This window comes from Sphingomonas mucosissima, from assembly GCF_002197665.1.
Lineage (GTDB): Bacteria > Pseudomonadota > Alphaproteobacteria > Sphingomonadales > Sphingomonadaceae > Sphingomonas > Sphingomonas mucosissima.
The window spans coordinates 31,418-49,882 of sequence record NZ_NBBJ01000002.1; the positions used below are offsets into that span (position 1 = coordinate 31,418).

General features: G+C 65.6%; 15 protein-coding genes. 6 read left to right on the forward strand and 9 right to left on the reverse strand.

Translation table 11 applies throughout. The annotated features are described in order from the left end of the window. Positions 1–161: 161 nt before the first annotated feature. From SPMU_RS07375 to SPMU_RS07405, 7 genes are all read right to left on the reverse strand, one after another. Positions 162–1,688, reverse strand: coding sequence for a CehA/McbA family metallohydrolase (locus SPMU_RS07375; protein WP_088333256.1), 1,527 nt, complete (start codon positions 1,686–1,688; stop codon positions 162–164). Then, positions 1,688–4,201, reverse strand: coding sequence for a TonB-dependent receptor (locus SPMU_RS07380; RefSeq protein ID WP_088333257.1), 2,514 nt, complete (start codon positions 4,199–4,201; stop codon positions 1,688–1,690). Before SPMU_RS07380 ends, SPMU_RS07375 begins: the two co-directional genes overlap by 1 nt. 33 nt (positions 4,202–4,234) lie before the next feature. Further along, positions 4,235–4,435 (reverse strand): hypothetical protein, encoded by a 201-nt coding sequence (locus tag SPMU_RS07385; RefSeq protein ID WP_088333258.1) that lies wholly within the window; start codon positions 4,433–4,435, stop codon positions 4,235–4,237. A 258-nt stretch (positions 4,436–4,693) separates the two neighbouring features. Then, complete coding sequence (locus tag SPMU_RS07390) at positions 4,694–6,247, reverse strand: ArnT family glycosyltransferase (protein WP_245832889.1); 1,554 nt, start codon at positions 6,245–6,247, stop codon at positions 4,694–4,696. A gap of 177 nt (positions 6,248–6,424) precedes the next feature. Then, positions 6,425–6,832: a lipocalin-like domain-containing protein gene (locus tag SPMU_RS07395; RefSeq protein ID WP_140418425.1), complete on the reverse strand. Its 408-nt coding sequence runs from the start codon at positions 6,830–6,832 to the stop codon at positions 6,425–6,427. 70 nt (positions 6,833–6,902) lie between these two features. Further along, positions 6,903–8,339, reverse strand: a complete 1,437-nt coding sequence (locus SPMU_RS07400) for an aldehyde dehydrogenase family protein (RefSeq protein WP_088333260.1) — start codon at positions 8,337–8,339, stop codon at positions 6,903–6,905. Between the two features lie 42 nt (positions 8,340–8,381). Continuing rightward, positions 8,382–9,491 (reverse strand): NAD(P)-dependent alcohol dehydrogenase, encoded by a 1,110-nt coding sequence (locus tag SPMU_RS07405; RefSeq protein WP_088333261.1) that lies wholly within the window; start codon positions 9,489–9,491, stop codon positions 8,382–8,384. A 669-nt stretch (positions 9,492–10,160) separates the two neighbouring features. Between SPMU_RS07405 and SPMU_RS07410 the strand changes: the two genes are divergently transcribed. The 4 genes from SPMU_RS07410 (at position 10,161) to SPMU_RS07425 (ending at position 14,844) form a co-directional block, all read left to right on the forward strand. Next, positions 10,161–10,739: a hypothetical protein gene (locus SPMU_RS07410; RefSeq protein ID WP_088333262.1), complete on the forward strand. Its 579-nt coding sequence runs from the start codon at positions 10,161–10,163 to the stop codon at positions 10,737–10,739. Beyond that, the gene (locus SPMU_RS07415) at positions 10,736–12,082 is read left to right on the forward strand and encodes a PepSY-associated TM helix domain-containing protein (protein WP_088333263.1); all 1,347 of its coding nucleotides are present in this window, start codon (positions 10,736–10,738) and stop codon (positions 12,080–12,082) included. Before SPMU_RS07410 ends, SPMU_RS07415 begins: the two co-directional genes overlap by 4 nt. A 155-nt stretch (positions 12,083–12,237) precedes the next feature. Next, a complete protein-coding gene (locus SPMU_RS07420; protein WP_140418426.1) occupies positions 12,238–12,762 on the forward strand; it encodes a hypothetical protein in 525 nt (174 codons plus the stop codon). A gap of 306 nt (positions 12,763–13,068) precedes the next feature. Continuing rightward, positions 13,069–14,844, forward strand: a complete 1,776-nt coding sequence (locus SPMU_RS07425; RefSeq protein ID WP_088333265.1) for an SLC13 family permease — start codon at positions 13,069–13,071, stop codon at positions 14,842–14,844. On the opposite strand, the gene SPMU_RS07430 is transcribed toward SPMU_RS07425, so the two are convergent. Then, complete coding sequence (locus SPMU_RS07430) at positions 14,841–16,184, reverse strand: dicarboxylate/amino acid:cation symporter (RefSeq protein WP_425442145.1); 1,344 nt, start codon at positions 16,182–16,184, stop codon at positions 14,841–14,843. The genes SPMU_RS07425 and SPMU_RS07430 overlap by 4 nt on opposite strands. 235 nt (positions 16,185–16,419) lie before the next feature. Here SPMU_RS07430 and SPMU_RS07435 point away from each other — a divergent pair, with 235 nt between their 5' ends. Then, on the forward strand, positions 16,420–17,079 hold the full coding sequence (locus SPMU_RS07435; RefSeq protein ID WP_088333266.1) for a hypothetical protein: 660 nt from the start codon (positions 16,420–16,422) through the stop codon (positions 17,077–17,079). 42 nt (positions 17,080–17,121) lie between these two features. Here the strand turns inward: SPMU_RS07435 and SPMU_RS07440 are convergent, their stop codons facing one another. Continuing rightward, on the reverse strand, positions 17,122–17,733 hold the full coding sequence (locus SPMU_RS07440) for a TetR/AcrR family transcriptional regulator (protein ID WP_088333267.1): 612 nt from the start codon (positions 17,731–17,733) through the stop codon (positions 17,122–17,124). A gap of 112 nt (positions 17,734–17,845) precedes the next feature. Between SPMU_RS07440 and SPMU_RS07445 the strand changes: the two genes are divergently transcribed. Further along, positions 17,846–18,367, forward strand: a complete 522-nt coding sequence (locus tag SPMU_RS07445) for a VOC family protein (protein WP_088333268.1) — start codon at positions 17,846–17,848, stop codon at positions 18,365–18,367. The last annotated feature ends 98 nt before the right edge of the window (positions 18,368–18,465 follow it).

Here is an 18,465-nt window from a genome sequence, read left to right on the forward strand (position 1 = left end):
TCGCTTATCCCTGTCGAAGGGCGCCGGTGAGGAGGGGGTTTCAGGCAGGAGCGAGAGCAGCAAGTCCGCGCCGCCGCATCCGACGCCGGCTGCGCTCGTGTGCGAGAAGCCATGCAGGGTGCGCGCCGCCTATCCGAACCGCACGCCGCTCCACCACGCCCCTATCGTGGCGGCACCATCCGAGGTTCGACCCGCACCGCATTGCTCAGCAGCAGCAGGGCGCCGGCGCTGCTTCGAATGCGGATGTGGAACGCGCGCTTGCCCGGCGCAAAGCCGATGGGAAAGCGCAGTGATTGCGCGCCGGTACCGGGGGACGCGCGCACCGCAATCGGTGCGGCAAGCTCACCCTCGTACACTTCGATCGTCGCACCCGGCGGCGCCGTATAAGCAACCTCGAGCTCGACCGGCTGGCCCGTCTCGAGCGGCAACGTCCCACCCATCGCCGCCGATCGCCCGCCGCCATGCAGCGTCACGTCAATCCGGTTGGACGGATCCCCGGTCAGGTCGATGAATGCCCGGCCGCGTTTCAGCCCGTCGAGAATGGCGGCGGTGGTCAGCCCACTGGCATGGACCACCGTTGCCGGTCGCCCGATCGCGCCAAGCGCGTCCGGCGCGCGATCGGGATCGTGATTGTCGCTGGCGCCGATCGCCGCCGCCGCTTGCCCCTTCGCCAGCCACTCGGTCCAGAACCGCAGACCCGAGAGCGCCCCTTCGGCCTGTCCGTCACTGCCGGAGATCGAACTGCCGTTGATCGCCTCGACCAAGTCGACCTTGGCCGGATTGACCCCCGGCATGGTCCAGCCGCAGCCCATGCACATCTCGCCGGACGGCATGCCGGGGTGGTTGATCGCCACCAAGCCGCCGAGTTCATGCACGCGATCGGCAATCGTGTTGAAAGTGATGCGGCTACCCGGCGCGATGCGGAAATCTATCGGCTCCACCACGCCGAATATGTTGAAATGGCCGTAGAAGGTGGTGATCTCCCGTCCGGGTATCAGCAGCAGCTTGTCGAACCACGGCTGGGCTTCGCGGATCGGCTGGTGATGGCTGATCGAATTGTGTTCCGTCAGCATCACGAAATCGAGCCCGCGCGCGCTGGCTGCCTCCAGCGTCCGGAACAGCGGGCAGGGGACGCGCGTGTTCGCCTGGCTGGCGCAGGACCCGTCGCTATGCCCGGTATGAAGGTGTAGGTCGCCGCGGTACCAGCCCGGCCCGCGATCCACCACCGCGGAGGGCGATCCCTCGCCCTCCCGATCCTTCAGGAACCACAATCGCGCCGTCCAGCGCGCCGTCACGCCCTGGCGAATGTTCGGGATCGCGAGCGCGAGATGCCAGATGCCGGGGCGGATCGGCCCGGCCTGATACGACGGCGTCGCATCGCTGCGGCCGATGGTGACTACGGACTTGTTGCCGCCACTCGCGCCGCGCAGGCCATCCTGATCCTCGACCGCGAGATCGATCACCGTGCGCTCCGCTCGATGATCGTGATCGAACGCCACCACCAGCCGCGATACGCCCGGCGGCACCGCAAAGGGCACGCGAAGATACCGTTGATGGTCCTTCCCCGTGATCGCCCCCGTCAGGGTACGATCCGGTTCGCGCGCGGGCACCTGCGCCGCGGCGGCAGCGTGCAGCAGGACCGCCGCCGCCCACAGGGCAAGCAGACGGGGAAAGGACCAGCCCAGCATCAGAAGCGGAAGCTCACGGAGGCACGTACCGTCCGGCCGAAGATCGAGCGGGCGAGAAAATAGCGCGCGCCTGCGTCACCGCCGATGAACGAGCCAGCGCGCGGATTGCCTTCGGTCAGGCCGATTTCGTTAGTGAGGTTGGTCACGTTCGCGCTCAGCGCGAGCTGCTCGGTCAGCTGTGCCCGCGCGTTGAGGTTGAGCACCGTGTAAGCGGGCAGCACCTGCGAATTGGCCACATCGGGGAAGCGCTTGGTGTAATGCTCCACTTCCAGCTCGGTGCGGAAACGCCCGTCGAACAGGTTGATCGCGGGCACTGCGCGCAAGGCGAGCTTGGGAACGCGCATCAGCTGATTGCCGTCGAAATCGCGCAGCACCGGCTGGCCGTTGACGATCTCGGTATAGACAAAGCCCTTGTACTGCGGGTCCTGCCATGTCGCCGCGACCGTCAGGTCAAAGAAGCGCACCGGCCGGATTACCGCCTCCACTTCCAGGCCCAGGGTCTTGGTGTCGGCGACGACGAAGCGTTGGTCGAACTGATTGGTCTGGCTGTTGAAGACGTTGTCGGTGAAGGTCACACCTTCGAACTTGGTGTGAAAGCCAGTGACGAACAGGTTCAGCAGCGGGCTGCCATATTTGAAGCCTAGCTCCGCCATCTTGATCGGCACCGATCGCATGTCGGTGCGCAGGGGGTTGCCGTTATACTCGCCGGCGCTCGGCAGGCGGAACGTGTCGGTGTAGCGCGCGAAGACGCCGGCATAGCTGGAGAACTGGTAATTGGCGCCAACCGTCCAGCCCCAATCATCGAAGCTTCGGTCGACCCGGTCGAAGCCCGTGGCGGCGGTGATCACCTGATCGTCGGCCAGCGTGGTCGGATCGCCCAGGTTTACCGTCCGCTTCTTGGCGACAAGGCCGGTGATGTCGATCTTTTCGAAGCGGCCGGCGAAATCCAGGCGAAGCGCGGGCGTGATCTGCCACTCGTCGCCCGCATACAGGGCATAGGAGCGGACCGACATCGCCGCATCGTCGAACAACGAGCCGTAGCGCTGAAAACCGTTGTCGGTGACGCGGCCCACCGTCTGCCCCGCCGCATTCACCGCGACGATGTCGAGCCGCCGGGCATTGTCCTGAATGTCGAGCAGCGTGGTGCCCATCTCGCGCTCGTAATCATAGCTGAACCAGCCGTAGGTACCGCCAATCGCCAGGCTGTGCGTTCCCGCGGCGTCGAACTGCGTGGTGAAGCGATTGTCGGTGATCAGCTCGCGGATCGGGATGCTCACCGCCAGCAGGTTGCCGCCCACGACCAGGCCGTTGCCGTTGGAGCTGCTGTCGAACGGCGCGCCATCCGTGGCATAACGGGCAACCAGGTTGGTCGCGCCCGGAAAGGCCGCCAGCGCCGCGGTTCGGATCGATTGGGTGAATCCTGCCAGCGTCTGGACGCTGCCGGTGGGAAACACGGCGTTCCGCTGCATGTCGCTGTCGCGATAGCGGGTGCGTGTTTCGAAGGTGACGGAATCGCTTGCGGCGAAGCTCCCCTCGACCGTCAATTGCGTGGAAACGGTGTGGCTGCCCTCGGTCAGGTCGAATTCGAAGCTGCGGCCGACGAGCTTGATCGGGACACGCCGGTTCTCCGGCCCGGCCAGCGTGCCGCGGCGGCCGTCGAAGCCGGGCACGTCGATGATCTTGCCCTCGCCGTCGAAGGTGAAGGGCGTCGGCAGATAGAAAGGCGTCTTGTCGTCGATGTGCTTGACATCGAGCAGGAAGCTATTGCGTCCGTCTTCGTAATTCAGCGTGGCGCGGATCTGCCCGCCCTTTTCCGCCTTGAACCCCATGTCGCGCAGGCCATTGCTCTGGCGATAGAAGCCGCCGACGAACACGCCCCAATCGTCTGCCAGCTTGGTGCCGTAATATGCGTCCACCCGATGCAGGCCGTAATCGCCCCAGGTGTATTTCACGAGACCGCCCGGATTGTCGGTGCCGCGCCGCGTGATGAAGTTCACCACGCCGCCTGGCGCGTTGGGCGCGAAAATCGAGGCCGGGCCACCGCGTACCGCTTCGACGCGCGCGATCGTCTCGTCGAAGCGGAACGACTGGTCGGGAGACATATAGCCGAGGCCGCCGTCATATTGCACCGACAGGCTGTTCTCCTGCAGCGCGACCGACGAAAAGCCGTCGGTGGGGATGCCGCGCGAGCGGACGTTGTTCGATCCCTCGCCGCCGGAGGATTCCACCCAGAAGCCGGGCACTTGTTTGAATGTCTCCGCAGCGGAGATCGGGTTGCTCATGCGCAGCGTGGCATCGTTGAGGGTGGTGATGGCGAAGCTCGCCTCCGCCTTGCGCAGCTCGCTGGCGCTCGCGCGGCCAGTGACGACGATCTCATCGAGCCCGCCAGCGGCAGGCGCCGCCTGCTCCGGCTGCTGCTCGGGTGATTGATCCTGTGCGAGCGCAAGGTTCGGCGCCGCCAGCATGGCGAGCGCGAGCGCGTAGAAGGACGCGCGGTGGGCGTTGATCGTCACTGTGCTACTCCCTGAGGATGATGCGCTGGCGCTTCAGCGCACCTGGTCGTCGTTGATCGGATTGGTTGATCGCGCCGCGAGATCGAGAGAGGGGCGGCCGGTGGACTGGCCGCTGAAGCCGGCGGCGAACAGCCGCCGCGCATAGCCAGCCGCGTCGCCCTGCATTCGCAGGCCGGCGGTCGGGCAGACCTCGGGCAAGCACGCACCGGCGTTGAGTTCACAGGTCCAGGCCATCGATCACCCCCTTGCGATCGAGGCCGGCGGCTAGACGGGATCAGTGACAGCGATGCGACAGCGAACCGCAGCCATGACGCCGGTTGGGCGAGCCATGCCATGCGGATATAGGCGTGCATGCGAGCACGTTTTTCGAAGCAATTGCCGTGGAGCGCCGCAGCTATGCGGCTGGTGCGCCATCCGGCTTGTGTCGGTCGCCGGTTGCGCAGCCGCCGCGCCTCCCGTCGAAGCAGGTCAGCGGCCCGCGATGCTGATCGGTCACAAGGGTGCCGCGGTAAGCGCCGGGCCCGCATGCTGCTGCCGAGCAAGCGGGCGCAGCGCGTGCACCTCATAGACACGATCAAGTTTGACGCGCGCCACCGTTACGTAATCCTGCGCCAGCGCCCTGTTCAGCGCCGCTCTTACATTCGGATTGTAGCGCGGGATCACGGGCCGGTCCGCGGTGACGATCGCGCCGGGACGGCTCGCCAGAATGCGGCGGACTTCCGTCACCGGATCCACGCCCAGCGCCGGCGCTTCCGTGGGGTTCTGGAGGTGATCTGGATAGATATACCGCGACGGTGCGCAGGCGTTGGTCAACAGGTACAGAACCGCAGGGCCGTCATAGACGTACAAGCACCGTGTCTGCAAAAATGGCCGCAGCGCCGTGACGAGTTGGTCGATCCTGGCGCGGTTGTGCGCGGCGGCTTCGTAGCGCAGCGGAGCAAGGAGCATCGGCCAGATGAGAAGGGCGATACCCGCAGCCAAGCCAAGTATTCGCGCCTGCAACAATGGCGCGACCAGCACCAGCACGGGCGGCAGAACCGTGATGAAGTAGAAGTCGTAGAAGTCGCCCAACAGGCCGAACCCAGCGATCGCGGACAGGCTCCACCCAAGAACGAAGGGGTAATCGCCGTCGTTGCGATGGGTACGTGATGGCCGTCGCTGCCATGCGGCAAGCACTCCCAGGAGAAGGAGCGGGCCACCGATGATCAGGACGATCCAGCGCTGGAGAGTACGGGTTTCGACGGGAAATGGGTTCCGCTGGAAGACGGAGACGAAATTCGCCTGCACGTAGCTGCTCAGCTCGCCGATCCACCAGAAATATGCCACGGCTGCGATGGTGGGGATCAACGCCACCAGGACCATGGCGGCAGCTATACCGGCAAGACGGGCCAGCGGCGTTCCGCAGCGGTGGAAACACCACAGGAAGTAGCAGCCGAACAGCGCGCCTTCGACGGCTGGCGTATATTTGAACTGAATGGCGATCCCGCTCGTGGCCATGGCAAGCATCGCCAGCGGCAGGATTTGACGCGGATGATCTTTGTCGCTTGCCCGGAAGCACGCCCAGGCGCCGATCATGGTCAGGACATTGTAGATTACCGGTGCTTGACCGCCCCCGCCTTGCAGCGGCGGAAGGAGAACCACGTAGCAAAGAGCGACAATCAGTGCGGCGACCGGGCTCGCACTGCGACGAGCGGCTGTCCAGATCAGGCAAGCAGTGGCGGCGACACAGAGCGCGGCGACCACCTGATACTGGATGATGCCGTCCCCACCGAGCAGGCGAACGCCGGCGTAGAACAGGAAAAGCCCGATCGGCTTGCGATCCCACAGGTCGACATAGGGTAGCTGCCCCTGAAGCATCCGGTCGCCGACGAGCAGATACAGCTGCTCGTCATAGGCGATCATGGGGTCACCGAAACTGATGGAACGATACAACAGGGTGAACGCAATGATGAGAAGGAGCGGCCGTGCGCGTTGCCCCGCCTCGCTCGATCCCGCCATTGGGCCAGCAGCGATTGCGCCACCTATCCGTAGAAGATCAGTTGTCATGTCCGCCCGCGACCGTTGCGGGGGCCACTCATCGCGCGGCATGGTTAACGTTGTATATCGATGCGACAAATAAGGGCGTTTCGGAAAAGTCAGTGCCGGCGCTGCCGAAGGAGCATGGGGCCGCGAAGAAGCTGCCGCGCCGCGGCTAGCGCGGTTTCAGACAAGAGTGGATAATGCTCATTGCTCCGCTGCCACCCGCCGCCAGCGCAGCCGCGTGACATAGGTCTTGCCGGATTTCGACACTTCCGGCTCGGTCACCAGCTCGATCGTGTCGGCATCTACGGGCACGATCTGCCGCACGAAGCTGGTGCCCACGCGGGTGGGTTGCGAGGCGAACAGGATGTCGTGGGTCACGCGGTCCCCGTCGTGTTCCCAGGTTCCGGCATAAGCGAAGAACTCGGTGAAGCTGTCGGCCGCGGGATTGCCGCGCGCTGCCCAGGCCGGGTCCATCAGGAATGCCGACATGCGCCCGTCGGCGGCATATTGCAGCTGGCCGCCCGGGGGATCGCCGAACGTCCTGCTTACGATTTCGCCGCGCTCGCTGACGCACGACACGAGCGTCCAGGTGCCCAGTAAATCGATCATTCCGTCATTCCTCGCAAGCGCAGGCGAGGCGGGCGGCGCATCGGCCGCCGCCCCGCACACGTCATGGCGATCAGGCCGCGACCGCTTCCTTGCGCTTCTTGCGCACGATCGTCTGCGCGTTGGTATATTCCAGCAGGCCCTCGACCCCGCCTTCGACGCCGACGCCCGACTGCTTCATGCCGCCGAACGCCGCCATCGGCGACAGATGCTGCGTCTCGTTGACCCACACGGTGCCGCTGGCGATCCGCTGCGCGATCTCGAACGCCTTGTCCTCGTCATTGCCCCAGACCGAGCCGCCAAGGCCGTAATCGGTCGCATTAGCGCGCGCGACCACATCGTCCACATCGTCGAACTTCAGCAGCGGCAGCACCGGGCCGAACTGCTCCTCCTGCACGATCCGCGCGTCCTCGGGCGGATTGTCGAGGATCGTCACCGGCACGAAATAACCCGGCACGTCGGCCTTCTCGCCGCCGACCAGGAACTTGTAGCCCTTGTCCTTGGCATCCTGGATCAGCTCCAGCACGCGGGCATATTGCTGCTTGTTGTTGATCGGGCCGATATGCGTGCCCTGTTCGGACCCGTCGCCAACCTTCACCGTCTTGGCATAAGCAACCAGCGCATCGCGCAGTTGGTCGTAGATGTCCTTGTGGACGTACATACGCTTGGTCGCGATGCAGATCTGGCCGTTGTTGCGGAACGCGGCCCAGAACAATTCCTCCGCGACCTTCTCCACATCGACGTCCGGCATCACGATCGCCGCGTCGTTGCCGCCCAGCTCCAGCGTCACGCGCTTCAGCGTCGGCGCGGCGGACTGCATCACGCGCTTGCCGGTCGCGGTCGATCCGGTGAAGCTGATCTTGTCGAAGCCCGGATGGCTCGTCATCCACGGCCCCAGATCGTCACTGCCCGTGACGATGTTGAGCACACCCGGCGGCAGTAACTGCGCTGCCAGCTCACCGAACTTGAGTGTCGACAGCGGCGTGAAGGGCGACGGCTTCAGCACCATCGTATTGCCCGCCAGCAGCGCCGGGCCGACCTTGAACATCGCCAGGATCATCGGGAAATTCCACGGCGCGATGGCACCCACGACGCCCAGCGGCACGTGGCGCGTCTCGCTGTAGCGATCGTCCGAATCCTCGTTGACGGTGACGGGCAGGTCGAGCTGCGAGGCGGCCATCAACCAATATCCCGCCCCCATCACCTCGCCCTGCGATTCCGCATGCGGCTTGCCCTGCTCCTTGGTGAGCAGGCGCATCAGCGGATCGGCATTGGCCATGATCGCTTGGCCCAGCGCGGCGAGCTTCGCCTTGCGCTCCGCGATCGGTGTCGCCGCCCAGGCGGGGAACGCCGTGCGCGCCGCTGCGATCGCCTTGTCGAGATCGTCCTGCGTTGCGTCCGGCACGCTGGCGATGACTTCCTCGTTCGCCGGATTGACTACGTCGAGCGTTGCCGAGCCGGTCACCAGCTCGCCGCCGATCAGCATGCGATAGTCACTGTCGAAGTTCATGAGTCGCTCTCCCAAATCTGTTTGCGCGCTGCATAACAGAAGTTATGGGATCAGCACCACCTTGATGCACTCCCCCTGCGCTTGCGCGGAGATTGCCTCGTTGATCTCGCGCATGGGATAGGTTCGCACCAGCCGATCGAAGGGAAAGCGGCCGGCGGCATGGTGCGCGATCAGTTCGGGGATGAAGCCCTGCTGGTCGCTGTCGCCTTCGATGATGCCATAGATGCGGTGGCCGGGCGTCATCAGTGCATTGATGTTGACCGTGATCGACGCTCCCGCATCGCGCGGCACCCCGACGAGCCCGATCGCCCCATGGCTGCCGAGCGACGCCATCCCCGCCTCGATCACCGAAACATTGCCCGTGGTGTCGAAAGCGAAGTCGACGCCCTCCGGCACGAGGCTGCGGATCGCGGCTGCGAGGTCGCCGGTCGCCGGATCGATCACGTCGGTGGCGCCCAGCTCCAGGCCGATCTCCCGCCGCCCGGCCATCGGCTCCACCAGGATGATCCGGCTGCACCCACGGATCTTCGCTGCCATCACCGCCGCCAATCCGACCGGCCCGCCGCCGAACACCACCAGGGTGGAGCCCGCCGGGCAGGCAAAGGTGCGCATGATCGCGCCCGCACCGGTCTGGAACCCGCAGGCCAGCGTGCCCAGCATCTCCAGCGGCGCGGCGCTATCCTCCACCTTCACCAAGTTGCGCGCGCGCGTGATCGCATGGGTGGCGAACGTTGATTGCCCGAAGAAGTGCGACGCCACCGGTGTGTCGCCCTTGGCATAAGCGCGCGATCCGTCGGTCACGCGCATCCCGGCATAGTTGAGCGGAACGAAGCTGCGGCAATAGCTCGGCAGCGCCTCCTCGCAGCGCGGGCACGCGCCGCAACTGGAAAAGCCGACGATCACCCGGTCGCCGATCGCAAAGCCGTCCACCCCTTCGCCAATCGCGTCGATCACCCCGGCGCCTTCGTGGCCGAAGACGGCAGGGAAGGGATAGGAAGTAACCTGGTCGCGGAAAACGAGATCGGTATGGCACAGCCCGACGCCGGCAACCTTGACGCGCACTTCGCCGGCTTGCGGCTCCTGCACGGTCAGCTCTTCGAGCACGAAATCCGCATGCGGCCCATGCGCGACGGCGGCGGTGCAGGTCGTCATCTTTCTCTCTCCCCTATTTTTCTGCAGCGGAGCCTAAGGGCGCGCAACGGCAAGTTCAAACGGTCGCGTCCCCGCAGCCGGCGCCTCGCTGCCGCCCGACCCGCCCGTCCGCCGTTATCGTCGTCGCCGCTTGTGCCGCAGCCGCGAAATACTGCGCGAGCGGCTCGCGGCGGGCGTGCTGACGTCGGAGCGATAGCGCGTCTGGTAGGCAAGCGCCGGCAAGGGGCGCCTCCAGCAGGTCTCCGCGGCGAAGGGAATTTAGCGGTCAGCTGCGGGCCGTGGATGGAGTGGCGCGCCTCGCGACGAATACGCACTGCCTTCAACGAAGGCGTGAAATTGCGCGATTACGACGCGGGCACTCGAAACAGGCCGGAATTCGCCACGACCGTTGGCAAGGCGGCCGATCTCCCGCCGGGGCCGGCCGGAACGTACCTTTCGGCATAATGGCGACGGCCGCTGATTTCAGGCCCAAGCGCCAAATACCGTTCCAGAACACCAGCGGTGCTATTGCGAACCATTCACAACCTTTATAGTCGTGCCCCGCGCCGCTGCTGGCTCGGCAACATCAAAGACAAGGGCGAAGGACGATCGTGAGCTTTGACCCCATGCTGCTGCGCTCACTCGCGCACGCATCATCGCCCCGGGCATCAACGTCATCCGTGATGCTCCATGGCTGATATGCTCCTCGCAGGCGCAGCGGCAGCGTCGATCGTAGCGATCGGCGTCCTGCGCCTCGCCTGGTCGCGCCCACGGCGCTCCACCGCGCTCAACAACGTCGGCTGGGCCATGCTCCTCGCCGCCTCCATCATCGCGGGCGTGCATTCCGGCGCCTGGGGCATTTCGATCGCTGCCATCTTCGCCATGGCCGCGGCGCTCCTGTGGCTCGCCCACGCAGCCCTTCTGTCGCCGTCCTCCCCAGGCGCGAAGGTGTCGAACCGCCGCGTCAGGATGCTGCCGGAAGGCAGCGAGCCGCTCCAGCTTGGCCGGCGGTTAGTCACCTTCCTGATGATCGCGGTCGCCGCGGCGCTCATATCCACCGCCGTCGCGATCGGCGTTCGCGCGCTGGTGCTGCTGGTCGGCGCGGCGGAGGCGGATGCCAATGTGGCGGCGCTCGCTGCAATGCCGCTCGCGTGGACCGTGCTGAGCTATGTCTTGCTGATGAAGGAGGCGCACGCGGCGCAAGGGCGAGTGCTGCTCACCTGGGCCGTGGCTGGCGGCGCTGCGTGTATTCTGGAGCTGATCGCATGAGCCTCGCCCCTGAAAACACCACGGTGAAGCGCGCGCTGTCCGTTCATGCGGCGATCGGCCTTGTCGCTGGTGCCCTGCTGTATCTGGTCAGCCTTACCGGCGCGATCGCCGTTTTCTACCAGGAATGGCAGCGGATCGAGCAGCGCGACGCACCGGAAATGTCCGCGATCGAACCTGCGGCGGTGCAGCGCGCGGTTGAAGCCGTGATGGCCTCCGAAAAGGGCAAGCCGCTCACCACGCACCTTTATGTGCACTTGCCGGTCGAGCCGCTGCCGCGCACCACGATCACGACGGATACGCAGGCGGTGCATGTCGACCGATCCGGCCGGATCGCCGGCCCGGAGGAAATCGCCTGGTCCGACTACCTCGTGCAACTCCATTACACGCTTAACCTTCCGGCGGTCGTCGGGCTCACCATCGTCGGCGGCCTGGGCGTGATGATGCTGGCGCTCGCCCTCTCCGGCGTGGTGGCGCATCCGCGCATCTTCCGCGATGCATTCCGTCTGCGGGCGCGCGACCGCGGCGGCGTCGGGCTGGCGGACTGGCACAATCGGCTCAGCGTCTGGACGCTGCCCTTCACCCTCGCGATCGCCTTTACCGGTGCGCTGATCGGGGTGGCCTATGTCACCGCATTCGGCGTTGCGAGCACCAGCTACGGCGGCGACCTGGAAGCGGTCTATGCGCCGATCTTTGGCGCAGAAGGGAAGCCTGACAAGACGCCCGCGCCCGCGCCCAACGTCGCTGCCGCGCTCGATTATATGCGCGCGCACCACAAGGACGCCGACGTGACCTATGTGACGCTGCACGATCCGGGGACGGCGGGGCAGCACATCCAGATCCTGGGCGAACACAAGCGGCGGCTGATCTTCGGTGAATATTACACCTTCGACGCCAGCGGCCGCTTCCACGAGATCGCGGGCCTGGCGAACGGCACGCTTGGCCAACAGGCGGCGGCTTCCAATTACCGGCTGCATTTCGGCAATTTTGGCGGACTGCCGGTGAAGGCGGCCTATTTCATCCTGGGCCTGGTGCTGACCGGGATCTGCGCGACGGGCACGTACATCTGGCTTGGCAAGCGCGAGCGCCGCGGCATCGAGGAGCCGCGTTTGCGGGCGCTTTGGGACGCGGTGGTATGGGGATCGCCGCTGATGCTGGCGGTTACCTTTGTTCTGCGCCAGGCGAGCGGGAACGACACGCCCCTAGCATCCGTGTTTTGGATCGGCATGGCCGCGCTCCTGGGTGCTGCTTGGTTCGCGGCAAAGCGGCGCGGGCTCGAGAGGGCGCTCAAATCGGCGCTGCTCGTCAGTCTTGTGGCGATGCCTCTGGCGATCTGGTTGGCATAGGGCGGCTCCTCTTCGGCAAGCCCTCCTTCCCCCACGAACTGCCCCAGTTCGCTTGAAATTGGTTAACCCGCTGGTAACCGCGATTGTCTGGAACGTTACGCCTAGTCAGTGGCTTCATACCCGGACTTTGCGAGATGATCGCGATAGGAGGGATGATGAACGCCAATCTTGTTTCCGCAGTATTCGACAGCCACGCAGAAGCCGAGCGCGCGGTCACCGAGCTTCGCCAGCACGGTGTCACTGATGATGCGATCTCCGTCATCGCGCGGCACGAGGGTGAGAGCACGGCGGACGAGGGCAGCGGCGCCGGCAGCAAGGAATTCATCGGCAAGGTTGCGGCCGGTGCCGGCATCGGCACCATCCTTGGCATTGCCGCACTGGCCATCCCGGGCGTTGGCCCGCTGGCGGCAGCGGGCGCGATTGCCTCGTCTGCGGTGCCAGGCATGGCGATAACCGGCGCGGCACTGGGCGGCGCGGCCGGCGGGCTCGAAAAGGTGATGACCGATCACGGCGTCAGCGATGAGGATGCCGGCTATTACGGCAAGCGCGTGAACGATGGCGGCGTGTTCGTCTCGGTCGACGCCGGCCGCGGCGGCGTTGCGGCTGATCAGGCGGCCGAGATCCTGTATCGCGCTGGCGGACACAGCGCCACGCGTCCCCGGACCGCGTCGGCGATCTGAGCGATCCCGGGCGCGCGGTTCGATCCGCGCGCTCGCACCGCTGGGGGCGGCTCTGCCTTGGCATAGCCATATGACCCACTGGCCCAGCGTTTCACCGGCATAACTGCCGGTGTCGATTACCGGTTCTGAACCGATGATCACGGCTCAAGGAAGCCAGCCGCGCCCCTGGCTGGCAAAAGGCTCGTAAAGCGCTGTTTTTTATGCGCCCTTTCCCCGCATGGCGCGTTACGGCGGCATGATCGGGAAATCGGGTACCGCGCACCGCTGGCGCGTCTTGGGGGTAGGCGTCGGCACAGAGCGCGGCGGATGACCACGCCGCAATGGCTGTCGGTTGGCGTCCTCACCGGCATGATGGCGCTCTTCATCTGGGGGCGCTTCCGCTACGACGTTACGGCGATCCTGGCCTTGCTGGCCGCGCTCGCGGTCGGGATCGTCAAGCCCGAGGATGCCTTTTCCGGCTTTTCCGACGATATCGTGATCATTGTCGGATCGGCACTGGTGATGTCGGCGGCGATGCAGCGCTCCGGCCTGATCGAACGGGCGCTCGCCTTTGTGTCGCGCCGGATCAAGCGCGTGCGCTCGCAACTGCTTCTGCTGACCGCGTCGGTGGGCGTCGCCTCCGCCCTGGTGAAGAATGTCGGCGCACTGGCGATGCTGATGCCCGCCGCCTTTCAGATGGCGAAGAAGAACGAGACGAGCCCGTCCGTCTTCCTGATGCCGATGGCCTTCGCCTCCTTGCTGGGCGGGCTGATGACGCTGGTGGGCACGTCGCCCAACATCATCGTCAGCCGCGTGCGGCAGGACATGACCGGCCAGCCGTTCGGCATGTTCGATTATCTGCCCACGGGCCTTGGCCTGCTGGTCGTCGGGCTGATCTTCCTGCGGTTCGGCTATCGGCTGCTGCCGCGCGATCGCCGCGCAACGGCGACGATGGGCGATGCGCTGGATATCAGCGGCTATGTCACGGAGGCGAGCATCCCGTCGGGCTCGCCGGCCGTTGGCGAGACCGTTGGCGAATTCCTGCAACGGCATGATCGCGACGTGAATGTCGCCAATCTGCTGCGCGCCGGCATGCGAACCGTGCCTGCCCGCCACGTGGAGCTTCGCGAAGGCGACATCCTGATCCTCGCGGGCGAGCCCGATGCGCTTGAACGCGCCATCGCCGCCGACAGCCTGCTGCTGGAGGGTGAGCATCGCGAGCTCACGGGTGATGAGGAAGGCGATGAGATCGGCGTGATCGAGGGCGTGATCGGTGCTAATTCGGTGCTGGTCGGCCAGACCGCCGGGAGACTGCGCCTGCAAACGCGCTATGGCGTGAACCTGATCGCGCTGTCGCGTTCCGGCGAACGCCTGTCGCGCCGGCTTGGCCTGACGAAGCTTGCCGCCGGCGACGTGGTCGTTCTTCAGGGCGCGCTCGGGCGGCTGCCCGATCGGCTGCACGATCTCGGCGTGTTGCCACTGGCCGAACGTACCTTGCGGCTGGGCAGTAACGGCCGAAGCTGGTTGCCCCTGATCGTGCTCGCCGTGGCGATGACCGCGACCGCGCTTGAACTGGTGCCGGTGGCGGTGGCCTTTTTCGCTGCTGCCGGGATCGTCATCGCGACGGGCGCCTTGCCCACCCGGGAGGCTTATCAGGCCGTTGAATGGCCGATCCTGATCATGCTGGGTGCGCTGATCCCGGTCAGCGACACGCTGCGAACGACCGGCGCGTCGGACCTCATCGCGACGGGCCTTGCGAGCGTCGCCACGAGCCTTCCGCCCTATGGTGCGGTGGCGCTGATCATGGTCGTGGCAATGGCGGTGACGCCATTCCTCAACAACGCCGCGACCGTTCTCGTCATGGCGCCGATCGCGGCAGTGTTCGCGCATGATCTGGGCTATCGGCCCGAGGCCTTCCTGATCGCCACCGCGATCGGGGCGGGGAGCGATTTCCTCACGCCGATCGGCCACCAGTGCAACACGCTGGTGCTGGGGCCGGGCGGCTATCGGTTCGGGGATTACGCCCGTTTGGGCGCCCCCTTGTCATTGCTGATCGTACTGGTCGGCACGCCGCTCGTGATGTGGACGTGGCCGCTGCACTAAGCGTGCCGCTCAGACGGGGGTGCAGCATCAGCCAATAGCGTCGATCCCTCCTCGGCGCGCCCGGACAGTGCGAGGCGAAGCTGCTCCTCGTCCAGCTGCCCTTCCCACCTCGCGACCACGATCGTCGCCACCGCATTGCCGATGAAGTTCGTCAGGCTGCGGCATTCGGACATGAAGCGGTCGATGCCCAGGATCAGCGCCATGCCGGCGATCGGCACGTCAGGCACGATCGATAGCGTCGCCGCCAGCGTGATGAAGCCGGCGCCGGTCACGCCTGCCGCCCCCTTGGATGACAGCATGGCAACGCCGAGCAGCAGCAATTGCTGCCCCAGCGTCAGATCCACATTGCACGCCTGCGCGATGAACAGCGCCGCCAGCGTCATGTAGATGTTGGTGCCGTCGAGGTTGAACGAATAACCCGTCGGCACCACCAGGCCGACGACCGACTTGGCACATCCCGCGCGCTCCATCTTCTCGATCAGCGACGGCAGCGCGCTCTCGGACGAAGAGGTGCCCAGCACCAGCAGCAGCTCCGCTTTCAGATAGGCGATGAGGCGCAGGATCGAAAAGCCACACAGCCGGGCAACCGTGCCCAGCACCACCAGCACGAACAGGAGCGATGTCAGATAGAAAGTGCCGACCAGCGCGGCGAGGTTCGCCAGCGTGTCGATGCCATAGCGGCCGATGGTGAAGGCCATCGCGCCAAATGCGCCGAGCGGCGCTGCCCGCATCAGGATCGACACCACTTTGAAGAAGGCGAGCGACAGATCGTTCAGCCCGGCGAGCAGACGGTCGCCGCGATCGCCGATCATCGCCAGCCCAATCCCGAACAGGATGGCGGCGAAGAGCGTCTGCAGGATGTTCCCCTCGGTCAGGGCGGAAAGGAAGGTGTCCGGGATGATCCCGGTCAGGAAGCCGGTGATCGTGGATTCATGCGCCTTGGCGGAATAGTCGGCCACCTTGCTGGCATCGAGCGTGGCCGGATCGATGTTGAGGCCGCTGCCGGGCTGCACGACATTGGCGACGATCAGCCCGACGATCAGCGCCAGGGTGGAGAAGAACAGGAAATAGGCAAAGGCCTTGCCGGCGACCCGCCCCACGGCGCCAAGATCGCGCATCCCCGCGATGCCGGTCACGATGGTCAGGAAGATCACCGGCGCGATGATCATCTTCACCAATTTGATGAACGCGTCGCCGATCGGCTTCATCGCCTCGCCCGTTGCAGGGGCGAAATGGCCCAGCAGCACGCCGGCGGTGATCGCGATCAGCACCTGAACGTACAGGTGGCTGTACCACGGCGATCGCAGGGGGCGGGGGGGCTGGGTCGCGATGCTGATCAAACCTTGAGTCCTCTTGATGCTCCTGGACCTTGCGGATGCGCGCCACGCGAGCAGGCATCGGCGCTGGGTACGAGCAGCGACGGGCGGCTGTTTGCACACGGTTTGTCTCGGCAGCGCAAGGGGCTCCGGCGCGCAGGGTCACGCCGGCACGCGCGCGGCATGCGATTATGCCCCTCGCCTGGGGATCGCACGGCCGCTCCGTCTGTTTGGTGTACGATTAGTGAAGGATAGGCTGATGGCAGACCCCGATACTCGCCTGTACGGCATGGCGGATTCCGCCAATCGCCAGGAACCCGCAGAAAATGGCATGCGCGGTGAGGGGGCGGCGGATCGCGAAACGAAGTATAGTCGCGAGGTGACGACACCTGATCACTCGACCATCGTGGTTGAGGAAGAATCAGGCGTTGCTTTCGCCGAGGCGAGTGGCGCCGTGACGCCGCCGAGCCATGAAGAAGCGCCGCAGGCCGATGCGGATGCGAATGCGCCGCAGGCTGGTGCGGATCTGCTCCCGATCCATGCCGAGGCGCCCCCGGTCTTCGCCGATCCGGCGCCAGTGCAGACGAATGTGCAGCCGATCCACGCGGATTTGCCGCGGATCTATCCGATTGACGATCGATCCCCTGCTCCCGAAGCGCCGTCGCCGTGGCCCTGGATCGTGGTGGCCGTGGTCACCGGATATCTGGTCGGGAAAAGCCGTCGCCGCCGGGCCGAAGCGGTGTCTGCCGAAGCCACCAACGCACCGGCCGCGTTGACGCGCCTGCCGGGCGAAGAGGGCAGCTTCGTACAGGTGCGCAACGCCGGCCTGGAAGAAGTCAGGGACCCGCCAGCGCAATGGTCGCGCATTGACGAGACTTTGGACGAATCCTTCCCCGCCAGCGATCCTCCGGCCTATTGATTAGGCCGGCGCGTTCGCCGGACCGTCAGCTTGGCCCACCAATCAGGCGGTGGGCCACATCATCAGGCTGGTTTCCACCACCCGCTCGAGTTCTGCGCGCGACGCGCCCGAGCCCGATTGCACCGCCATGCCTTGCAGAATGGCGTAGAGGTAAAGCGTTAGGCTTTCGGGCTCGACATGATCGGGCAGATCGCCGTCCCGTTTGGCTTGGCGAAAACGTTCGATCAGCGCCTCTTGTGATGACGCGCGCCGCGCGATCACATCGGCCTTGATCGACTCCGCTTCCGCGCCGCACGCGGCCGCGCTGATCACGCCGAGACACCCCTTGGGATCGCAGGTGCTGGTCTGCGCCTCGATCGCGCCGCGCATGAAATGCTCCGCCACGCCGCGCGCCGTCGGCTGCTTCAGCGCTTCGCGGGTGTAAGCGAGCTTCTCCGCCTCGTAGAGGTCCAGCGCCTTGTGAAACAAGGCTTCCTTGTTGCCGAACGCGGCGTAGAGGCTCGGCTTGGTGATGCCCATGGCGTCGGTGAGGTCGGCCATGGAGGCGCCCTCATAACCCTTCGCCCAGAACACGCCCAGCGCCTTGCTCAGCGCCTCATCAACGCAGAACTCGCGCGGTCGGCCCTTTGCGGGCAGTGGAGCCGTCGATTCCATAACAATCAGTATATATGCGTTTTTTCCTGCTACTCAAGTTGTGCCTCTACGGGCAAGCAACCGTGCGACTACTCCCGCCGTTCTCCCGCGAATACAGGAGACGGATGTGGGTATGATCAAGGGCATCGAACATGTCGGCATCACGGTGCCATCGATCGAAGCGGCCGAACGCTTCTTCCAAAGGGCGTTTGACGCCAAGACGCTGTACGCGCTGATCGAGAAAGGCGGGAAGTCGCAGGAAGGCGACGAGATGTGCGACAAGAACGGCCTGGAGCCGGGCACGCGGATTGTCGCCATGCGCATGATGCGGATCGCCGACGGAGCGAATGTCGAATTGTTCGAGGTGGAGGGGGGCCATGGCTCGACCGCCGATGCGCCCAGCCACATGGGCATCCACCATTTCGCCCTTTACGTCGACGATCTCGACGAAGCGGCGGCGCGCTTCCGCGATGCCGGTGGCACGATGCGCGAAGGCCCGATCGAGCTTGGCGGCAAGGAAAAGGGTCCGGGCAATCGCTGCTGGTTCGGCGTCACCCCCTGGGGAATGCAGGTCGAGTTCGTCCACCTGCCGTCCCCCATCGAGCTCGACGATCCGGCAAAAAGCGGCCCGCGCTGGATGCCTGGCGGAGCGTAGCTGCCTAACACAAGTGGCAGCTTACAAGCACGCCGCCCCCCCGTAGAGAGCGCTATCCGGCACCCTTTTGGGTGACCGGGAGAGAGACGTGTTCAACG

Excerpts from the sequence above, each read along its gene's own strand:
- SPMU_RS07425 (WP_088333265.1), top strand. The coding sequence starts at position 13,069 with ATGACCACGCCGCAATGGCTGTCGGTTGGCGTCCTCACCGGCATGATG.
- SPMU_RS07405 (WP_088333261.1), bottom strand. The coding sequence starts at position 9,491 with ATGACGACCTGCACCGCCGCCGTCGCGCATGGGCCGCATGCGGATTTC.
- SPMU_RS07390 (WP_245832889.1), bottom strand. The coding sequence starts at position 6,247 with ATGACAACTGATCTTCTACGGATAGGTGGCGCAATCGCTGCTGGCCCA.
- SPMU_RS07385 (WP_088333258.1), bottom strand. The coding sequence starts at position 4,435 with ATGGCCTGGACCTGTGAACTCAACGCCGGTGCGTGCTTGCCCGAGGTC.
- SPMU_RS07420 (WP_140418426.1), top strand. The coding sequence starts at position 12,238 with ATGAACGCCAATCTTGTTTCCGCAGTATTCGACAGCCACGCAGAAGCC.
- SPMU_RS07375 (WP_088333256.1), bottom strand. The coding sequence starts at position 1,688 with ATGCTGGGCTGGTCCTTTCCCCGTCTGCTTGCCCTGTGGGCGGCGGCG.
- SPMU_RS07435 (WP_088333266.1), top strand. The coding sequence starts at position 16,420 with ATGGCAGACCCCGATACTCGCCTGTACGGCATGGCGGATTCCGCCAAT.
- SPMU_RS07410 (WP_088333262.1), top strand. The coding sequence starts at position 10,161 with ATGGCTGATATGCTCCTCGCAGGCGCAGCGGCAGCGTCGATCGTAGCG.
- SPMU_RS07400 (WP_088333260.1), bottom strand. The coding sequence starts at position 8,339 with ATGAACTTCGACAGTGACTATCGCATGCTGATCGGCGGCGAGCTGGTG.
- SPMU_RS07415 (WP_088333263.1), top strand. The coding sequence starts at position 10,736 with ATGAGCCTCGCCCCTGAAAACACCACGGTGAAGCGCGCGCTGTCCGTT.
- SPMU_RS07395 (WP_140418425.1), bottom strand. The coding sequence starts at position 6,832 with ATGATCGATTTACTGGGCACCTGGACGCTCGTGTCGTGCGTCAGCGAG.
- SPMU_RS07440 (WP_088333267.1), bottom strand. The coding sequence starts at position 17,733 with ATGGAATCGACGGCTCCACTGCCCGCAAAGGGCCGACCGCGCGAGTTC.
- SPMU_RS07445 (WP_088333268.1), top strand. The coding sequence starts at position 17,846 with ATGATCAAGGGCATCGAACATGTCGGCATCACGGTGCCATCGATCGAA.